Raw genomic sequence first — 14,238 nt, forward strand, 5'->3', positions numbered from 1 at the left:
TCCACGCCCGCTACGGCACTGGTACGCCGGCACTGCGGAATTCCGTAGGCCGGCGGACGACCGTGGATGTCCTGGCTCCCAGAGTCTGCGCCTGTCACAGCTTTCGCACAGCTCTGGTCACAGTGGCGGGACCGCCCCGGATTCGCACCGGTGTTCCTCCACAACCGTCGGCCCGATCATGGCACACCAACTCCCTCCGGAACCCATCCCGGTCACGTGGCACTCACCACGCCGCCGGGTGGCGGGTTGTGTGACCACTGACGGGTTACAGCACGTCAGCGGCGCAGCAACCCGCCAGCGGCACCCGGTGTCAGGCAGTCAGGCGTCAGCGGTTCAGGCGTTTGGCGAGGGCGTTGGCGGCGGTGTCGTCCGCGACCTCGCGGATGCCGACGATCGGGGTGACGGTGACGAAGCCGGCGGCGAGGAGGGCCACGTCGGAGTCCGGGTCCGGATTCGGGTGATTCGGCCCCAGCAGGATCACCGGCTCCCCGGTCGGAGCCGTCGAGCCGGTCAGCCGCGAGTGTGACAGCGGCGCCAGCGACGCGTGGCGTACTCCTGCCAGCTGGTCCAGCGGGCGGTCCGGCACGTTGATCGTCACGACCGTGCCGGCGGGCTCGGCCGCGATCCACCCGAGCGCCTCACCCGCGATCGTCGCCGCGGTCGGCCAGTGCTGCGGGTCCTCCGAGTCGAGGCTGACGGCGACCCCCGACGTACCGTAACCGGACGCGGTCACGGCCGCCGCGACGGTGCCGGAGTGGAAGATCGACACGCTGACGTTGAGCCCGCGGTTGATCCCGGACAGGACCAGGTCGGGCGCCGGACCGAACGCGCCGAGGGCCGCCAGCGTCACCGCACCCGCGGGCGTTCCCTCGATCCCGATGTAGGTGACGCCGTTCTCCTCGTCGGACGCGGTCCGGATCGGGCGGCCGACCATGCCCGCGCGGGCCGATCCGACGCCACTCTCGTCGAGCAGCGGTGCGACCACGACCACGTCGTACCCGAGCTCGGCGATGGTCGGTGCCAGCGCCCGGATTCCCGGGGCGCGATACCCGTCGTCGTTGGTGATCAGGACCCGTGGTCGCTCAGGAAGCATGCCTCAACCCAATCAGCCGCGGTCCTCGATGTCACCTTCCGTCTCAAGTACTGCGTTCCGTAGCGTCGCGAGCGCCTCGTCCGACGGCTCCGCCCAGAGCCCGCGCTGCGCCGCCTCGAGCAGCCGTTCGGCGATGCCGTGCCGGGCCCACGGGTTCGACGCGCGGAAGAACTCGGCCATCTCGGGATTCGCGACGTACTCGGTGGTCAGCGACTCGTACATCCAGTCGTCGACCACGCCCGCGGTCGCGTCGTACCCGAACAGGTAGTCGACGGTCGCGGCCATCTCGAACGCACCCTTGTACCCGTGCCGCCGCATCGCCGCCATCCAGCGCGGGTTCACCACCCGCGCCCGGAAGACCCGCTTCGCCTCCTCCTCCAGCGTCCGGGTCTTCACCTGGGCGGGGACGGCGGAGTCACCGACGTACGCCTTCGGGTTCGAGCCGGTGAGGTGCCGGACCATCGCGATCATGCCGCCGTGGTACTGGAAGTAGTCGTCGGAGTCCATGATGTCGTGCTCGCGGGTGTCGGCGTTCTTCGCCGCGACCTGGATCCGGGCGTACGCGCGTTCCATCGAGCCGCGGGCCTCGGCGCCGTCCAGGTCCTTGCCGTACGCGTACCCGCCCCAGACGGCGTAAACCTCGGCCAGCTCGGCGTCGGTGCGCCAGTTGCGCGCGTCCACGAGCGGCAGCAAGCCGGCGCCGTACGAGCCCGGCTTGGAGCCGAAGACCCGGGCCGTCGACTGGCGTACGTCGTTGCCCGCAGCAACGTCAGCGTCGACGTGGGCCTTCAGGAAGTTGTCCGTCGGCGGCTCGTCCAGCGCGGCGACCGTCCGGACCGCCTCGTCGAGCAGCGCGACGACGTGCGGGAACGCGTCCCGGAAGAAGCCGGAGATCCGGATCGTGACATCGATCCGCGGCCGACCGAGCTCCACGAGATCGACCACCTCGAAGCTCGTCACCCGCCGGGACGCCTCGTCCCAGACCGGGCGGCAGCCGAGCAGCCAGAGCACCTCGGCGAGGTCGTCGCCCTGGGTCCGCATCGCCGACGTTCCCCAGACGGTCAGGCCCACCGATCGCGGGTACTCCCCCGTCTCGGACAAGTGCCGGGCCAGCAACGAGTCGGCGAGCGCGACGCCGACGTCCCACGCGTTGCGGCTCGGGATCGCCTTCGGGTCGACCGCGTAGAAGTTGCGCCCGGTCGGCAGTACGTTCACCAGACCGCGGGTCGGCGACCCGGACGGTCCGGCTTCGACGAACCGCCCGTCGAGGGCGCGCAGTACGTTAGCCAGTTCGTCGTCGGTGCGCGCCAGCCGCGGTACGACCTCCTCGGCCGCGAACGTCAGCGACGCCGTCACCTGAGCGGACTCCCGGCCGAGCACCTCGGCGACGACGACCGGGACCTTGGACGCGTCCCAGCTCAGCGTCTCCATGCCGAGGACCAGCTTCCGCGCGACGGCTTCCAAGATGTCCACACCGTCTGCGCCAGTGACCGCGGGCAGGTCGGCCAGCGTCGCCAGATCGGTGAGGTCAACGGACACGCCGGGATTGGCGAGCAACTCGGCCTCGTCCACCCCGAAGGTCTCCCCGAGCGCGGCCCGCAGACCCGGGATCGAGTACGAACCGCCCCACAGCTGCCGAGCGCGAAGTACGGCGAGCACCAGGTTCACCCGCGCTTCACCGTCCGGCGCACCGCCCAGCACATGCAGCCCGTCGCGGATCTGCACGTCCTTGATCTCGCACAGGTACCCGTCCAGGTGCAGCACGAACTCGTCGAAGTCGTCGTCCTCGGGCTTCTCGTCCGTGTGCAGGTCGTGGTGCAACTGGGCCGCCTGGATCAACGTCCAGATCTGGGCCCGCAGCGTCGGCACCTTGTCCGGGTCGAGCGCCTGCACGGTCGCGTACTCGTCGAGCAGGTACTCGAGCTTCGCCATGTCGCCGTACGTCTCGGCCCGCGCCATCGGCGGCACCAGGTGGTCGACAACCGTCGCGTGCGCGCGCCGCTTCGCCTGCGTCCCCTCGCCGGGGTCGTTGACGATGAACGGGTACACCATCGGCAGGTTCCCGAGTACGGCGTCCGGCGCGCAGTCGGCCGCCATCCCGATCCCCTTGCCCGGCAGCCACTCCAGCGTCCCGTGCTTGCCCAGGTGTACGACGGCCTGCGCACCGAACCCGCCCTCTTCGACGGGTGCTTCCAGCCAGCGGTACGCCGCCAGGTAGTGGTGCGACGGCGCCATGTCCGGATCGTGGTAGATCGCCACCGGGTTCTCACCGAATCCGCGCGGCGGCTGGATCATCAGCACCACGTTCCCGAACCGCAGCGCGGCCAGCGCGACCGCGGGCTCGTCACCCGAGCTGTCGACGTACAACTCGCCGGGTGCCTCGCCCCACGCCTCGGTCATTGCCGTCTGCAACGATTCCGGCGCCCGGCCGAACCACTGCGCGTACGTCGACAGCGGGACCTTCGCGACCGCGGACGCCAACTGCTCCTCGGTCAGCCAGTCGACATCGTGACCGCCGGCCGCGATCAGCTGATGGATCAGCCCATCACCTTCCAGCGCGCTCACGTCGAGATCGCCGACGTCGTACCCGGCCTCCTGCAGCCGGCCGAGCAGCACGACCGCCGACGCCGGGGTGTCCAGACCGACCGCGTTCCCGATCCGCGCATGCTTCGTCGGGTACGACGACAACACCAGCGCGATCCGCTTCTCGGCCGGCGGCACGTGCCGCAACCGGGCGTGCGCGACCGCGATCCCGGCCAGCCGCGCGCACCGCTCGGCGTCCGGCGCGTACCGGGCCAGCCCGTCGGCGTCGTACGACTTGAACGAGAACGGGATCGTGATCAGCCGCCCGTCGAACTCCGGGATCGCGACCTGCGTCGCGGCGTCCAGCGGGCTGATCGCCGCGTCGCTCTCCACCCACTGCTCGCGCGTCGAGGTCAGCGCGAGGCCCTGGATCAACGGGATGTCGAGCGAGGCGAGCGCACCGGCGTCCCAGGCGTCGTCGGCTCCACCCGCGCTGGCGTTCGCCGCGACCGAACCGCCGGCGGCGAGCAGCGTCGTGACGAGCACGTCGCACTTGCGCAGCAGGTCGAACAAGCCTGCGTTCTCGTCGCTCGTCGGATCAAGGCCGCGCAACGTCCCGCAGTACACCGGCAGCGGCTGCGCGCCTGCCTCCGTCACGGCGGACGCCAGCGCGTCGACGAAGGCCGTGTTCCCGGAGATCTCGTGAGCGCGGTAGTACACGATCCCGACCACCGGCCGGTCGTCCTCGACGTACGTCCCGCGCACGCCGTACGCCGGGAGCGCGCGCGGCGGCTCGAACTCGTCGCCGGTGAGCAGCAACGTGTCGCGCAGGAAGCCGGCCAGGTTCCGGAGGTTGTCCGCGCCGCCCTCGCGCAGATACGCCAGCGCCTCGGTGACGGCACCGGCCGGCACCGTCGACAGCGACATCAGCTCCGCGTCCGGCGCGGCCTCACCACTGACCACGACCGTCGGCTTGCCCGCCGCGAGCACCGCGTCGAGCCCTTCTTCCCAGGCGCGCCGACCACCGAGCAGCCGCACGACCACGACATCGGAGGTCGCCAGCAACCCACCGAGCTCGGCGAGCTCGAGGCGGGCCGGGTTCGCCACCTTCCACCCCGCGCCGGCCTCCGCGGCCGCCAGCAGATCGGTGTCGGCGGTGGACAGCAACAGCAGGTTCGCAGGCATGCGCGACCGTTCCTTCCCGGGGTATCCACGCCCCGACTCCAGGTACGACGGCGGCAGTTCCTGACTCCCCTTACGGGTCACAGTGGCGGGACCGCCCCGGACTCACACCGGGTTCCTGCTGATGCCGTCGAATGACGTCGCCGACTCTAGCCGACCGACGCGGCGTACCGGCTCTTGAGTTCCTCCCAGGTCGCGCGGTCTGAGCCAGGTTCGGCGTCGACAACGACGGCGGCCAGTGTGTCGAGGTGGTAGTGCCAGCCGGAGACGAAGTCCAGGCCGTGCCCCTGATCCGTCAGCCTGCCGTGGGTGAGAACAAGCCGGGTGCCGTCCGGCTCCGGGGTCAGCTCGAATCGGACGATGCTGTCCGCAGGCTGCGTCGGCCCGCCGTTCCACTCGAACTCGGCCAGCCGGGGCGGTTCCCAGGCCAGCGTCTTGCCGCTGATCGGGTCGCCCTGGTTGTCGTGCATGACGAGCAGGGCGCCGTCCGGCCCAATCTCCCCGTCGGCGATCCAGCGGCGGAGGCCGTCCTTCGAGGTGAGGTACGACCACAGCGTCTCGATATCCACCGGAAAGCTGCGCTCCAGCCGTACGACGCCCTCGGTGAGGGTGCCCAGATCTGTCATGACTGTCTCCTGTCAGGTGTGTCGCCCGCCGCGAGGTCGGCGCGGATCCGCGCGTCCAGACGGTCGAGGTGCCGGTCCCAGAACTGCCGTTGCGTGGCGACCCACTGCTCGAGCTCACCGAAGCCGCGCGCGTCGAGGCTGTAGACCCGGCGCTGCGCGTCGACGCGCCGCCGGACCAGACCTGCCTCCCGCAGCACCTTCAGATGGTGCGCGACCGCCGGCCGGGTGCTGCTGAACTCGTTCGCCAGCTCACCGGCCGTCCGCTCACCCCGGGCCAGCAACTCGACGATCCGCCGCCGGGTGCCGTCCGCGAGCGCACTGAAGATCTCCACCTCTTCAGTGTGTCAATGATTGTTTACATAAGTCAAGCCTTATGAAGCGCGTAGTGGGCGGCGAGCAGGTCGGTGCCCCAGTCGTTGCGGAGGTCGCGCCAGACCGAGTGGATGTGGTTGGCGTTGTCCTGGGTGTTGTCGTACTCGGCGAGGAAACTGGGGCCGGCGATCGAGTAGTAGTGGCGGTGGCCGACGCCGGGCTGGGTCTCACCGGCCCAGGCGAAGGTAAGGCGCTCGATGCCGTGTTCGGTGATGTCCTGCCAGGTCTGCAGACCGATCGGGCCGGCGGCGCGGCCGACGTACTGGCCGATGAGCAGGCTGAGGAGCTGACGCTGGTCCTCGGTCATGTCGCCGTACCCGAGGCCGCGGTGCAGTAGCGAAGCGTCGGCGACCGGGTCGTGGCGAGTCAGCATGTCGTCGGGGGCGTCCGGTGAGACGTGCGCGATCTCCAGCTGGCCCGGTTCGAGGGCGTGCAGGAGCTGGAAGCCCAGGTCTTGCTCGGCCGCGAGGAACCGTCGGCCCGCCTCGGGTCCGGTCCGCGCCTCGGCCGGGTTCGACCCGATGAACTGCGGTGTGAACGCGACCGCGCCGTCGACGAACGTCACGTGCAGCGCGAGGTGGTGCCCGTTCAGCCGCCAGGCCCACGGCTCGGTGCCGGACGGGTCGCCGAGCACCCGGAGGAAGTACCGGCCGCCGAGGACCGAGCCCTCCCAGTCCCCCGACGCCGGCAGCGCCGGGATCCCGCGCAGGATCACCTCCGCGTCCAGCACCGCCCACGAGTCCGCCGCGCCACGCTCACTGCATCCGAGCTCGACCAGGCGCTTCGCCAGCAACTGCTGCTCGGGCGTCAGCTCGGACAGCGGCAGGCCGGCCCGGTCCCCCGGCAGGTAGGTCCACTCCTTGTGGTCCGGGGTGTCGAACGGCGCCCGGATCTTGTCCAGCTGCGCCTGCGTGAGGCTTGCCAGCAGATCCAGTACGGCGTCCCGCGTCTGCGCTACAACCATGCCGATCGCTCCCGTTCCGTCGGTTCGTAAGGTGTCCACTGTTCGAACGGCCGGTCCAGCTTGTACCGGAAATCGGGTTGCCGCAGCAGGACGCGTGTTTCCGCGTTGTCCGGGTTGCGCAGCGACTCGACGAACCCGACCGACCAGTGGAACCACCGCATGCAGAACAGCCGCATGGTCAGCCCGTGCGACACCAGCAGCACGTTCTGCGGCGCGTTCGGGGAGTCGAAGTCGCGGTGCATCGTCTCCAGGAACGTCGACACCCGGTCGTACACGTCCGCGCCCGACTCGCCGTGGGTGAACCGGTAGAAGAAGTGCCCGAACGAGTCCCGGAGCTGCTCCTGCTGCTTGATGTCCTCGGTGTCCTGCAGGTTCGCCCAGTCCTGCTCGCGCAGCCGCGGCTCCTCGCACGGCATCCGGATCAGGTCGTCCAGCCCGAGCGAGTCCAGCGTCTGCCGGGCCCGCAGGTACGGCGAGACGTACACCCGGACCGGCTCGTTCTCGAACACCTCCCGCAGCTCCTTGCCGGCTTTGGCCGCCTGCTCGCGCCCCACCGGCGTCAGCCGGACCGCGTGGTCCGGGACGCGTTCGTAGATCCGCTTGTCCAGGTTCGCCTCGGACTCGCCGTGCCGGATCAGCGCGATCCGCAACGGCCGGTGACTCAGCCCCATCGCTTCCCCTTTCCCAGGACCGCTACGACCGCAGCCATTCCGGCCGCTGCCGCGCCGACCTTGGTCGCGAGTGCCGCCGTACGCCGGACGTCGGTCACCGTCGGCGCCGGTCCGTCGCCGAGCGTGCCGCGGTCCTCCTGATAGGTCCCGTAACTGTTCGTACCGCCGAGCGTCAGCCCGAGTGCGCCGGCGAACGCCGCCTCGACCGGCCCCGCGTTCGGACTCGGATGCCGGCCGGCATCCCGCTGCCAGACGCCGATGGCCTCCTTCGGCCGACCCGCCACCAGACCGGTGAGCACCGCGCAGACCCGAGCCGGCAACAGATTGAGTACGTCGTCCAGTCGCGCCGCCGCCCACCCGAAGTTCTCGTACTTCGGAGACCGGTAACCGACCATCGCGTCAAGCGTGTTGGCCGCGCGGTACCCGAGCAGCCCCGGGACACCGAAGACGCCGCCCCACAGCAGCGGCGCGACGCAGGCGTCCGACGTGTTCTCCGCGACGGACTCGACGGTCGCACGAGCGAGCTCGTCGGCTTCGAGATCGGTCGCGTCGCGCGCGCACAGATGACCGAGGCGGTCGCGGGCGGCCGGGATGTCCTTCTCCTCCAGCAAGCCGGCCATCGTCTCGGCCTCGCGCTCCAGGCTGCGGGCGCCCAGCACCGTCCAGGTCGCGGCGGCGGTCGCGATCGTGTGCAGCACCGGGTGGTTGCGGGTGGCTCGTTCGACGGCGATCCCGGCTGCGGTCGTGGTGCCGACGAGGATCGCGGTGTACGCGGCACCGGCCAGGCGCGAATCGGCGTACACCTGCTGCTCCAGGCGCGCGGCGGTCCGGCCGAAGCCGGCCACCGGGTGTAAGCGCCGGGGATCGCCGAGAAGGCGGTCGGCGGCGAAGCCGAGGAGAACACCGATGGCCCGGGACACCCTTGGAAGTCTGCCAGGTCCGGCCCTGTGATTGGGTGAGCGCCATGGGAATCGCGAAGCTGCTCCAGGAGGTCGACGGGAGCGGCACATTCGGCGTCTGGCTGGGCCGCTCGGACGGCGTACCGGTGTTCGAGCACGAGGCGGAACGCGGGCACTACTCCGCGAGCACGATGAAGCTGCCGGTGGCGATGGCGATGCTGCGCAAGGTCGAGGCCGGTGAGCTGGCGCTCGACCAGCCGGTGACCGTGCACAACGACTTCGAGTCCGCGGCCGGCGGCCGGTTCGGGGTGGATCCGGACGAGGACGAGGCGCCGGCGACCTGGGAGCGGATGGGTTCGTCGGCGCCGCTCGGATGGCTGGCCACGGAGATGATCACCCGCTCCAGCAACCTCGCGACCGACCTCGTCCTCGAGCAGGTCGGCATCGCGGCGGCCCACGCGGCGCTGGCCGCCTCGACGCTCCCAGGCTCGACGGCGCCGGAGTCCAAGATCCAGCGCGGGATCGACGACTCGGCCGCGCAGCGCGCCGGGATCAGCAATCTGATGAGCCCGGCCGGCCTGGCCGGCGTACTCGTTGCTGTTGGCAAGCAGGAGGACGACTACCTGCGTGATCTGCTGGCCGGCAACCAGTGGAACGGCGAGATCCCCGCGCAACTGCCGGCCGGCACCCGGGTCGAGCACAAGAACGGCTGGGACACCCGGATCCGGCACGACGGCGGGATCGTCCGCCCCACCGACGCCGACCCGTTCGTGCTGGTGGTCTGTACGACGTCCGACCTGCCGGACGCCGCCGCGCAGAAGCTGATCGCGGCGATCGCTCTCGAGGCGTGGAACAACCGCCACAACCTGGAGGCAGTCCGGTGAAGATCACCACCCATCTGGTGTCCGCACCGCTGCACACCCCCTTCGTCACCGCGCTCCGGACCGCCACTCACGTCGAGTCGCTCCTCGTCGAGGTGAGCGACGGCGAGCTGAGCGGCTGGGGCGAGGCGCCGCAGGTCTGGAAGGTGACCGGCGACTCGCTGGCCGGTTCGCAGGCCTGCATCGAGGGCCCGATCACGACCGCGCTGAATGGGCTCGGTCCCGACGACCTGACCGAGGCGCTGCGCCGGGTGCAGGGCGCGGCGGTCGGCAACTTCGGCGCGAAGGACGCGGTCGACGTCGCGCTGCACGACCTCGCCGCCCGGCGCCGCGGTCAGACCTTGCACGAGTTCCTCGGGTCGACGGTCGACGTGGTGCAAACGGACGTGACGTTGTCGGTCGGCGCAGCCGCCGCGCTGGCCGAGGCCGGTCGGGCGCGGGTCGCGGACGGGTTCGACGTACTGAAGATCAAGGTCGGGACCGACGCTCGTGGAGACATCGAGCGGGTACGCCGGGTGCGCGAGGCGATCGGTCCGGAGCCGCGACTGCGACTCGATGCGAACCAGGGCTGGTCCCGCCGCGACGCGGTGCGGGTCATCCGGGAGCTCGAGGACGCCGGGTGCGCGATCGAACTGGTCGAGCAGCCGGTCGCCGCGGCCGATCTGGAGGGAATGGCGTGGGTCACCGACCGGGTCTGGACGCCGATCCTCGCCGACGAGTCCGTGTACGGCGTCCGCGACCTGGTGGCGGTGATCCGGCAGGGCGCGGCCGACCTGGTGAACGTGAAGCTCGCGAAGTGCGGCGGCCTCGCGCCGGCCCGCACGCTGCTCGAACTGGCCCGTGAGCACGGGCTGGGCGCGATCGTCGGCTGCATGATGGAGAGCCACGTCGGCGTCGGCGCGGCGGCGGCCCTCGTCTCGGCGTACCCGACGACCGCGGTCAACGACCTGGACGCCGCCTGGTGGCTCCGCGAGGCGCCGGTGACCGGCGGGATCCGGTACGACGGCTCCCTGATCCACCTGCCTTCTGCTCCGGGACTGGGCGTGACAGGCTTGACCGCATGAAGTTAGCCGCCACCAACGTCCCGGTCAGCACGGTCTGGACCTCGCCGGACGCGCCGCGCGACATCGACGCCCCGGCCACCGCCGACCAGCCCGATGTGGCCGCCTGGGCCAAGTCGATGGACACCGAGACCCGCCTCGGCCTGCACGGCCGGACCCTCACGCAGCTGCTGTTCGCCGAGCCCGTCCTGGTGCGCTCCGAACGGGACGGCTGGTCCGAGATCGTCGCGCCCTGGCAGCCGTCGTCCCAGGACGAGCTCGGGTACCCGGGCTGGGTCCCGTCGAGCCACCTGGGTGAGCTGCCGACCAGTGCGGCCGACCCGGTCGCGATCGCCGTACCGACCGCGATGCTGCTCGCCGAGCCCGGTGGCCAACCGCTGGCCGAGCTGTCCTTCGCGACCGTGCTGGCCTCCGACGAGCACGCTGACGGGCACACCCGCGTGGCAACGCCCGACGGTGGCTCCGGCTGGCTCGCGGACGCCGTACTGCGCTCCGGGTCGGAGCCGTCCGACGCCGAAGACCGCCTGCGCCTCGGCCAGCAGTTCCTCGGCCTCGAATACCTGTGGGGCGGTACGTCGGCGTACGGGCTGGACTGCTCCGGGTTGATCCACGCGGTCAGCCGGGTGCTCGGTCTGCGGACGCCGCGCGATGCGCACGACCAGGCCGACGCGCTCCCGAACATCCCGATCGACGAGGCCCAGCCCGGTGACCTCTACTTCTTCGCACGCCCGCAGAAGACGATCCACCACGTCGGCTTCGTCTCCGCGGCCGGCATGCTGCACGCCTCGGAAACCGGCAAGCGCCTGGAGGACGGCCCGCTGACGGACGACCGCCGCGCCACCCTGATCCGGGCCGCTCGCTTCTGACCCCGAAGTCGTGTCCTGAGACACGAAACGGTGGCCTGAGACCTGCTGTGTCAGGTCTCAGGCCACGACGTCCGGTCTCAGGACTCCTTGTGGTGCAGCTCTTGCGCCTGCTGGGTGTCCTGCTCCGGCGCGGGCTGCTGAGCCGGGGCTTCGACGGCGAGCTTGCGGGACTTGTGCAGGCTCAGCACCGTCGTGATGCCGAGCGTCACGATGATGAAGCCGAGGGAGAACCAGATCGGGATCTCCGGCGCCCAGTCGATGTGGTGACCGCCGTTGATGAACGGCAGCTCGTTCACGTGCATCGCGTGCAGGACCAGCTTCACGCCGATGAACGCGAGCACCACCGACAGCCCCAGCGACAGGTACACCAGGCGCTTCAGCAGGTCGCCGAGCAGGAAGTACAGCTGCCGCAGACCCATCAGCGCGAACACGTTCGCGGTGAAGACCAGGAACGGCTCCTGGGTCAGGCCGTAGATCGCCGGAATCGAGTCGAGCGCGAACAGCAGGTCGGTGGTACCGAGCGCGATGATCACGAGCGCCATCGGGGTGACGAGGCGCTTGCCGTTCTTCTTGAGCGTGAGCTTGACGCCGTTGTACTCGTCGGTGGCGTTCAGCCGCTTCTTCGCGAACCGGATGACGGCGTTCTCCTTGAAGTCGTCGTCATCGTTCTCGCCCTGCTTGGCGAGGTGGATCGCGGTGTACACCAAGAACGCGCCGAAGATGTAGAAGACCCAGGAGAACTGGTTGATCGCGGCCGCGCCGACGGCGATGAAGATGCCGCGGAACACCAGCGCCAGGATGATGCCGACCAGCAGCGCGGTCTGCTGATACTTCCTCGGCACCCCGAACCTGGCCATGATGATCAGGAAGATGAACAGGTTGTCGACGCTCAGGCTGTACTCGGTGAGCCAGCCGGCGAAGAACTCCCCGGCGTACTGCCCACCGGAGAACCACCAGACACCGAGGCCGAAGACCACCGCGAGACCGACGTAGAACGCGATCGCGGTCGCGGACTCCCTGGTGCTCGGCTCGTGCGGGCGGCGGCCGATGACGAAGACGTCGAACGCCAGCAGCGCGAGCAGCACCCCGACGGTGATGTACCAAACGTAGTCAGCAACGTGCACAGAAATCCTCCGGAGCTCAGACGAAAACCATCTACTCCGAAGGTCTCTTCCGCGTCACCGTGAGTGACGCCGGAGGCACCGGGTCCGGGATGACCTGGACCGTGATGACGATGCCGCCGCGAAAGGAATACTCCCCTTCTCTGCACCCATTCTGACGGCTGAATGTCCAAGACTCCAAATCCTGAGGCCCGTGTCCGCCTGTCGACATCGTCACAACTGGGTCAGGGAATAGTTGCAGCGCGTGATCTATTGGCGAATGATCAATCCTGGACGGCCGGTCGTTGCCGCTTCGGCAGCTTCGCGACCACGGTGTCGTACGAGGCGTCGATCAACTCCAGCACCTCGTCATCCGGCACCGCTCCCCCGAACCGCACCGTGTTCCAGCCGGCCCGCCCGATGTAGGCCATCTTGCTGACGTCGTCGGGATAGGTCTCCACCAACTCGTCGGCCTCCTCCCGGTTCGCCCCGCACTTGAGCCCGACGCCGCCGTCACCGAGGAACGCGAAGATCTTGTCCCCGACCTTCGCGACCACGTCCCCCTCCCACGGCTCGTCCTGCCAGGCGCCCGGCTTGCCCAGGCAGTAGTCGAGGATGTTGTCACCGGCCAGTCGCGTCATCACGGTCCTCCGTCAGCTGTGCGAGACGACCTCGACGTTGTTCCCGTCCGGGTCGCGCATGAACACCGCGTAGTACCCCGGGTGGTACTCCGGCCACTCCTTCGGCTCGTGCAGTACTTCGGCCCCGAGCTCCGTGACCGCCCGATGGACGGTGTCGACGGTCCCCCGGTTCGGCGCGGTGAACGCCACGTGGATCTCCCGCTGCGCCCCGCCGGTGTTGTGCCCACCGAGCCAGAACTTCGGTACGCCGTCCGTCCCGGCGAGCCCGAGAACGTCGCCGAAATCCAGCGACACCGAGATCCCCAGCGGGGCCAGCACGGTCTCGTAGAAGCGCCGGCTCGCGGCTACATCGTCGCACTGCAGCGACACGTGATCGAACATGCTTCCTCCCCTGAAATCCCACGTGAAGTCTCTGAACCGCACACTAGACCGCCGCGGCGACAGAACTACGCTGCTCGCCATGACATCACCTGTCGTCGTTGCCGCCGTCCAAGCCGGATCGATCCTGTTCGACACGCCCGCGACGCTGGCGAAGGCGGAGCAGTATGTCCGTGAGGCGGACGCGGCCGGCGCTCGCCTGATCGTGCTGCCGGAGGCGTTCCTGGGCGGTTATCCCAAGGGCGAGGACTTCGGCATCGTGGTCGGGTCGCGGTCGCCGGAGGGCCGCGAGCTGTACCGGCGCTACCGGCAGGCCGCGGTCGAGTTGGACGGACCGGAAGTCACGCGGCTGGCCGAGCTCGCCAGCGAACTCGCGGTACACCTCGTCGTCGGCGTGATCGAGCGCGACGGCGGGACGCTGTACTGCACGGCCGTCTTCATCTCGCCCGACGCCGGACTGGTCGCGCACCACCGCAAGCTGATGCCGACGGCGGCCGAGCGTTATCTCTGGGGCCAAGGCGACGGCTCGACGATGCCCGCCGTACGGACCGACCTCGGAGTGCTCGGCGCGGCGATCTGCTGGGAGAACTACATGCCGCTGTTCCGGCAGTCGATGTATGCCAAGGGCGTGCAGCTCTGGTGTGCACCGACGGTCGACGACCGCGACCAGTGGCAGGCGACGATGCGCCACATCGCGCTCGAAGGCCGCTGCTTCGTGATCAGCGCCAACCAGTACCTGACCGGCGACGACGGCGCCGTCCTGATCAACGGCGGCAGCACGATCATCTCCCCGCTCGGCGAGATCCTCGCCGGCCCGCTGCGCGCCGGCGAAGGCATCCTCGTCGCGGAACTCGACCTGGCCGAGCTCGACCGCGGGTACTTCGACTTCGACTCGGTCGGCCACTACGCCCGCCCGGACATCTTCACGCTGTCCGTGGACGAGTCACCCCACCAGACCGTCGTACGCCGGAACTGACGGTC

General features: G+C 69.8%; 14 protein-coding genes and 2 riboswitches. Of the genes, 4 read left to right on the top strand and 10 right to left on the bottom strand.

What is annotated here, in order from left to right:
- Positions 1–44: 44 nt before the first annotated feature.
- A riboswitch (cobalamin riboswitch) is annotated at positions 45–181 on the bottom strand.
- Positions 182–325: 144 nt separating this feature from the next.
- From surE to AC0662_RS10785, 7 genes are all read right to left on the bottom strand, one after another.
- Complete coding sequence (gene surE / locus AC0662_RS10755; RefSeq protein WP_452193968.1) at positions 326–1,093, bottom strand: 5'/3'-nucleotidase SurE; 768 nt, start codon at positions 1,091–1,093, stop codon at positions 326–328.
- A 12-nt stretch (positions 1,094–1,105) separates the two neighbouring features.
- A complete protein-coding gene (gene cobN, locus AC0662_RS10760; protein ID WP_478299930.1) occupies positions 1,106–4,801 on the bottom strand; it encodes a cobaltochelatase subunit CobN in 3,696 nt (1,231 codons plus the stop codon).
- A 35-nt stretch (positions 4,802–4,836) separates the two neighbouring features.
- A riboswitch (cobalamin riboswitch) is annotated at positions 4,837–4,961 on the bottom strand.
- On the bottom strand, positions 4,948–5,424 hold the full coding sequence (locus AC0662_RS10765; protein WP_478299932.1) for an SRPBCC family protein: 477 nt from the start codon (positions 5,422–5,424) through the stop codon (positions 4,948–4,950). It overlaps the preceding riboswitch by 14 nt.
- On the bottom strand, positions 5,421–5,756 hold the full coding sequence (locus AC0662_RS10770; RefSeq protein WP_452193974.1) for a metalloregulator ArsR/SmtB family transcription factor: 336 nt from the start codon (positions 5,754–5,756) through the stop codon (positions 5,421–5,423). The genes AC0662_RS10765 and AC0662_RS10770 overlap by 4 nt, the downstream gene beginning before the upstream one ends.
- 32 nt (positions 5,757–5,788) lie before the next feature.
- Entirely contained in the window at positions 5,789–6,760 is a 972-nt protein-coding gene (locus AC0662_RS10775) for a DUF3500 domain-containing protein (RefSeq protein ID WP_478299934.1), read from the bottom strand.
- Complete coding sequence (locus AC0662_RS10780; RefSeq protein ID WP_478299936.1) at positions 6,751–7,431, bottom strand: phosphoglycerate mutase family protein; 681 nt, start codon at positions 7,429–7,431, stop codon at positions 6,751–6,753. The genes AC0662_RS10775 and AC0662_RS10780 overlap by 10 nt, the downstream gene beginning before the upstream one ends.
- Positions 7,422–8,351, bottom strand: coding sequence for a cobalamin biosynthesis protein (locus tag AC0662_RS10785; RefSeq protein WP_478299938.1), 930 nt, complete (start codon positions 8,349–8,351; stop codon positions 7,422–7,424). Before AC0662_RS10785 ends, AC0662_RS10780 begins: the two co-directional genes overlap by 10 nt.
- A gap of 44 nt (positions 8,352–8,395) precedes the next feature.
- On the opposite strand from AC0662_RS10785, the gene AC0662_RS10790 reads away from it, so the two are divergent.
- The 3 genes from AC0662_RS10790 to AC0662_RS10800 are packed head-to-tail and all read left to right on the top strand — an operon-like array spanning position 8,396 to position 11,138.
- Positions 8,396–9,214 (top strand): serine hydrolase, encoded by an 819-nt coding sequence (locus tag AC0662_RS10790; RefSeq protein WP_478299940.1) that lies wholly within the window; start codon positions 8,396–8,398, stop codon positions 9,212–9,214.
- Positions 9,211–10,275 carry a mandelate racemase/muconate lactonizing enzyme family protein gene (locus AC0662_RS10795; RefSeq protein WP_478299942.1) on the top strand — a complete coding sequence of 355 codons (1,065 nt, stop codon included), beginning with the start codon at positions 9,211–9,213 and terminating at the stop codon, positions 10,273–10,275. The genes AC0662_RS10790 and AC0662_RS10795 overlap by 4 nt, the downstream gene beginning before the upstream one ends.
- Positions 10,272–11,138 (top strand): C40 family peptidase, encoded by an 867-nt coding sequence (locus AC0662_RS10800; protein ID WP_478299944.1) that lies wholly within the window; start codon positions 10,272–10,274, stop codon positions 11,136–11,138. Before AC0662_RS10795 ends, AC0662_RS10800 begins: the two co-directional genes overlap by 4 nt.
- A gap of 77 nt (positions 11,139–11,215) precedes the next feature.
- Here the strand turns inward: AC0662_RS10800 and AC0662_RS10805 are convergent, their stop codons facing one another.
- The 3 genes from AC0662_RS10805 to AC0662_RS10815 all read right to left on the bottom strand — a co-directional run bounded on the left by AC0662_RS10805 (position 11,216) and on the right by AC0662_RS10815 (position 13,260).
- On the bottom strand, positions 11,216–12,262 hold the full coding sequence (locus AC0662_RS10805) for a TerC family protein (protein WP_452193985.1): 1,047 nt from the start codon (positions 12,260–12,262) through the stop codon (positions 11,216–11,218).
- Between the two features lie 260 nt (positions 12,263–12,522).
- Entirely contained in the window at positions 12,523–12,879 is a 357-nt protein-coding gene (locus AC0662_RS10810; protein ID WP_452193986.1) for an MmcQ/YjbR family DNA-binding protein, read from the bottom strand.
- Between the two features lie 12 nt (positions 12,880–12,891).
- Positions 12,892–13,260 (bottom strand): VOC family protein, encoded by a 369-nt coding sequence (locus AC0662_RS10815; RefSeq protein ID WP_452193987.1) that lies wholly within the window; start codon positions 13,258–13,260, stop codon positions 12,892–12,894.
- 79 nt (positions 13,261–13,339) lie between these two features.
- On the opposite strand from AC0662_RS10815, the gene AC0662_RS10820 reads away from it, so the two are divergent.
- A complete protein-coding gene (locus AC0662_RS10820; RefSeq protein ID WP_452193988.1) occupies positions 13,340–14,233 on the top strand; it encodes a carbon-nitrogen hydrolase family protein in 894 nt (297 codons plus the stop codon).
- Positions 14,234–14,238: the final 5 nt, after the last annotated feature.

It is taken from the genome of Kribbella sp. NPDC043289 (assembly GCF_056436705.1).

Coding starts and splice junctions, on each gene's coding strand:
- cobN (WP_478299930.1), bottom strand. CDS start 4,801: ATGCCTGCGAACCTGCTGTTGCTGTCCACCGCCGACACCGATCTGCTG.
- AC0662_RS10815 (WP_452193987.1), bottom strand. CDS start 13,260: ATGTTCGATCACGTGTCGCTGCAGTGCGACGATGTAGCCGCGAGCCGG.
- AC0662_RS10800 (WP_478299944.1), top strand. CDS start 10,272: ATGAAGTTAGCCGCCACCAACGTCCCGGTCAGCACGGTCTGGACCTCG.
- AC0662_RS10775 (WP_478299934.1), bottom strand. CDS start 6,760: ATGGTTGTAGCGCAGACGCGGGACGCCGTACTGGATCTGCTGGCAAGC.
- AC0662_RS10780 (WP_478299936.1), bottom strand. CDS start 7,431: ATGGGGCTGAGTCACCGGCCGTTGCGGATCGCGCTGATCCGGCACGGC.
- AC0662_RS10820 (WP_452193988.1), top strand. CDS start 13,340: ATGACATCACCTGTCGTCGTTGCCGCCGTCCAAGCCGGATCGATCCTG.
- AC0662_RS10810 (WP_452193986.1), bottom strand. CDS start 12,879: ATGACGCGACTGGCCGGTGACAACATCCTCGACTACTGCCTGGGCAAG.
- AC0662_RS10790 (WP_478299940.1), top strand. CDS start 8,396: ATGGGAATCGCGAAGCTGCTCCAGGAGGTCGACGGGAGCGGCACATTC.
- surE (WP_452193968.1), bottom strand. CDS start 1,093: ATGCTTCCTGAGCGACCACGGGTCCTGATCACCAACGACGACGGGTAT.
- AC0662_RS10765 (WP_478299932.1), bottom strand. CDS start 5,424: ATGACAGATCTGGGCACCCTCACCGAGGGCGTCGTACGGCTGGAGCGC.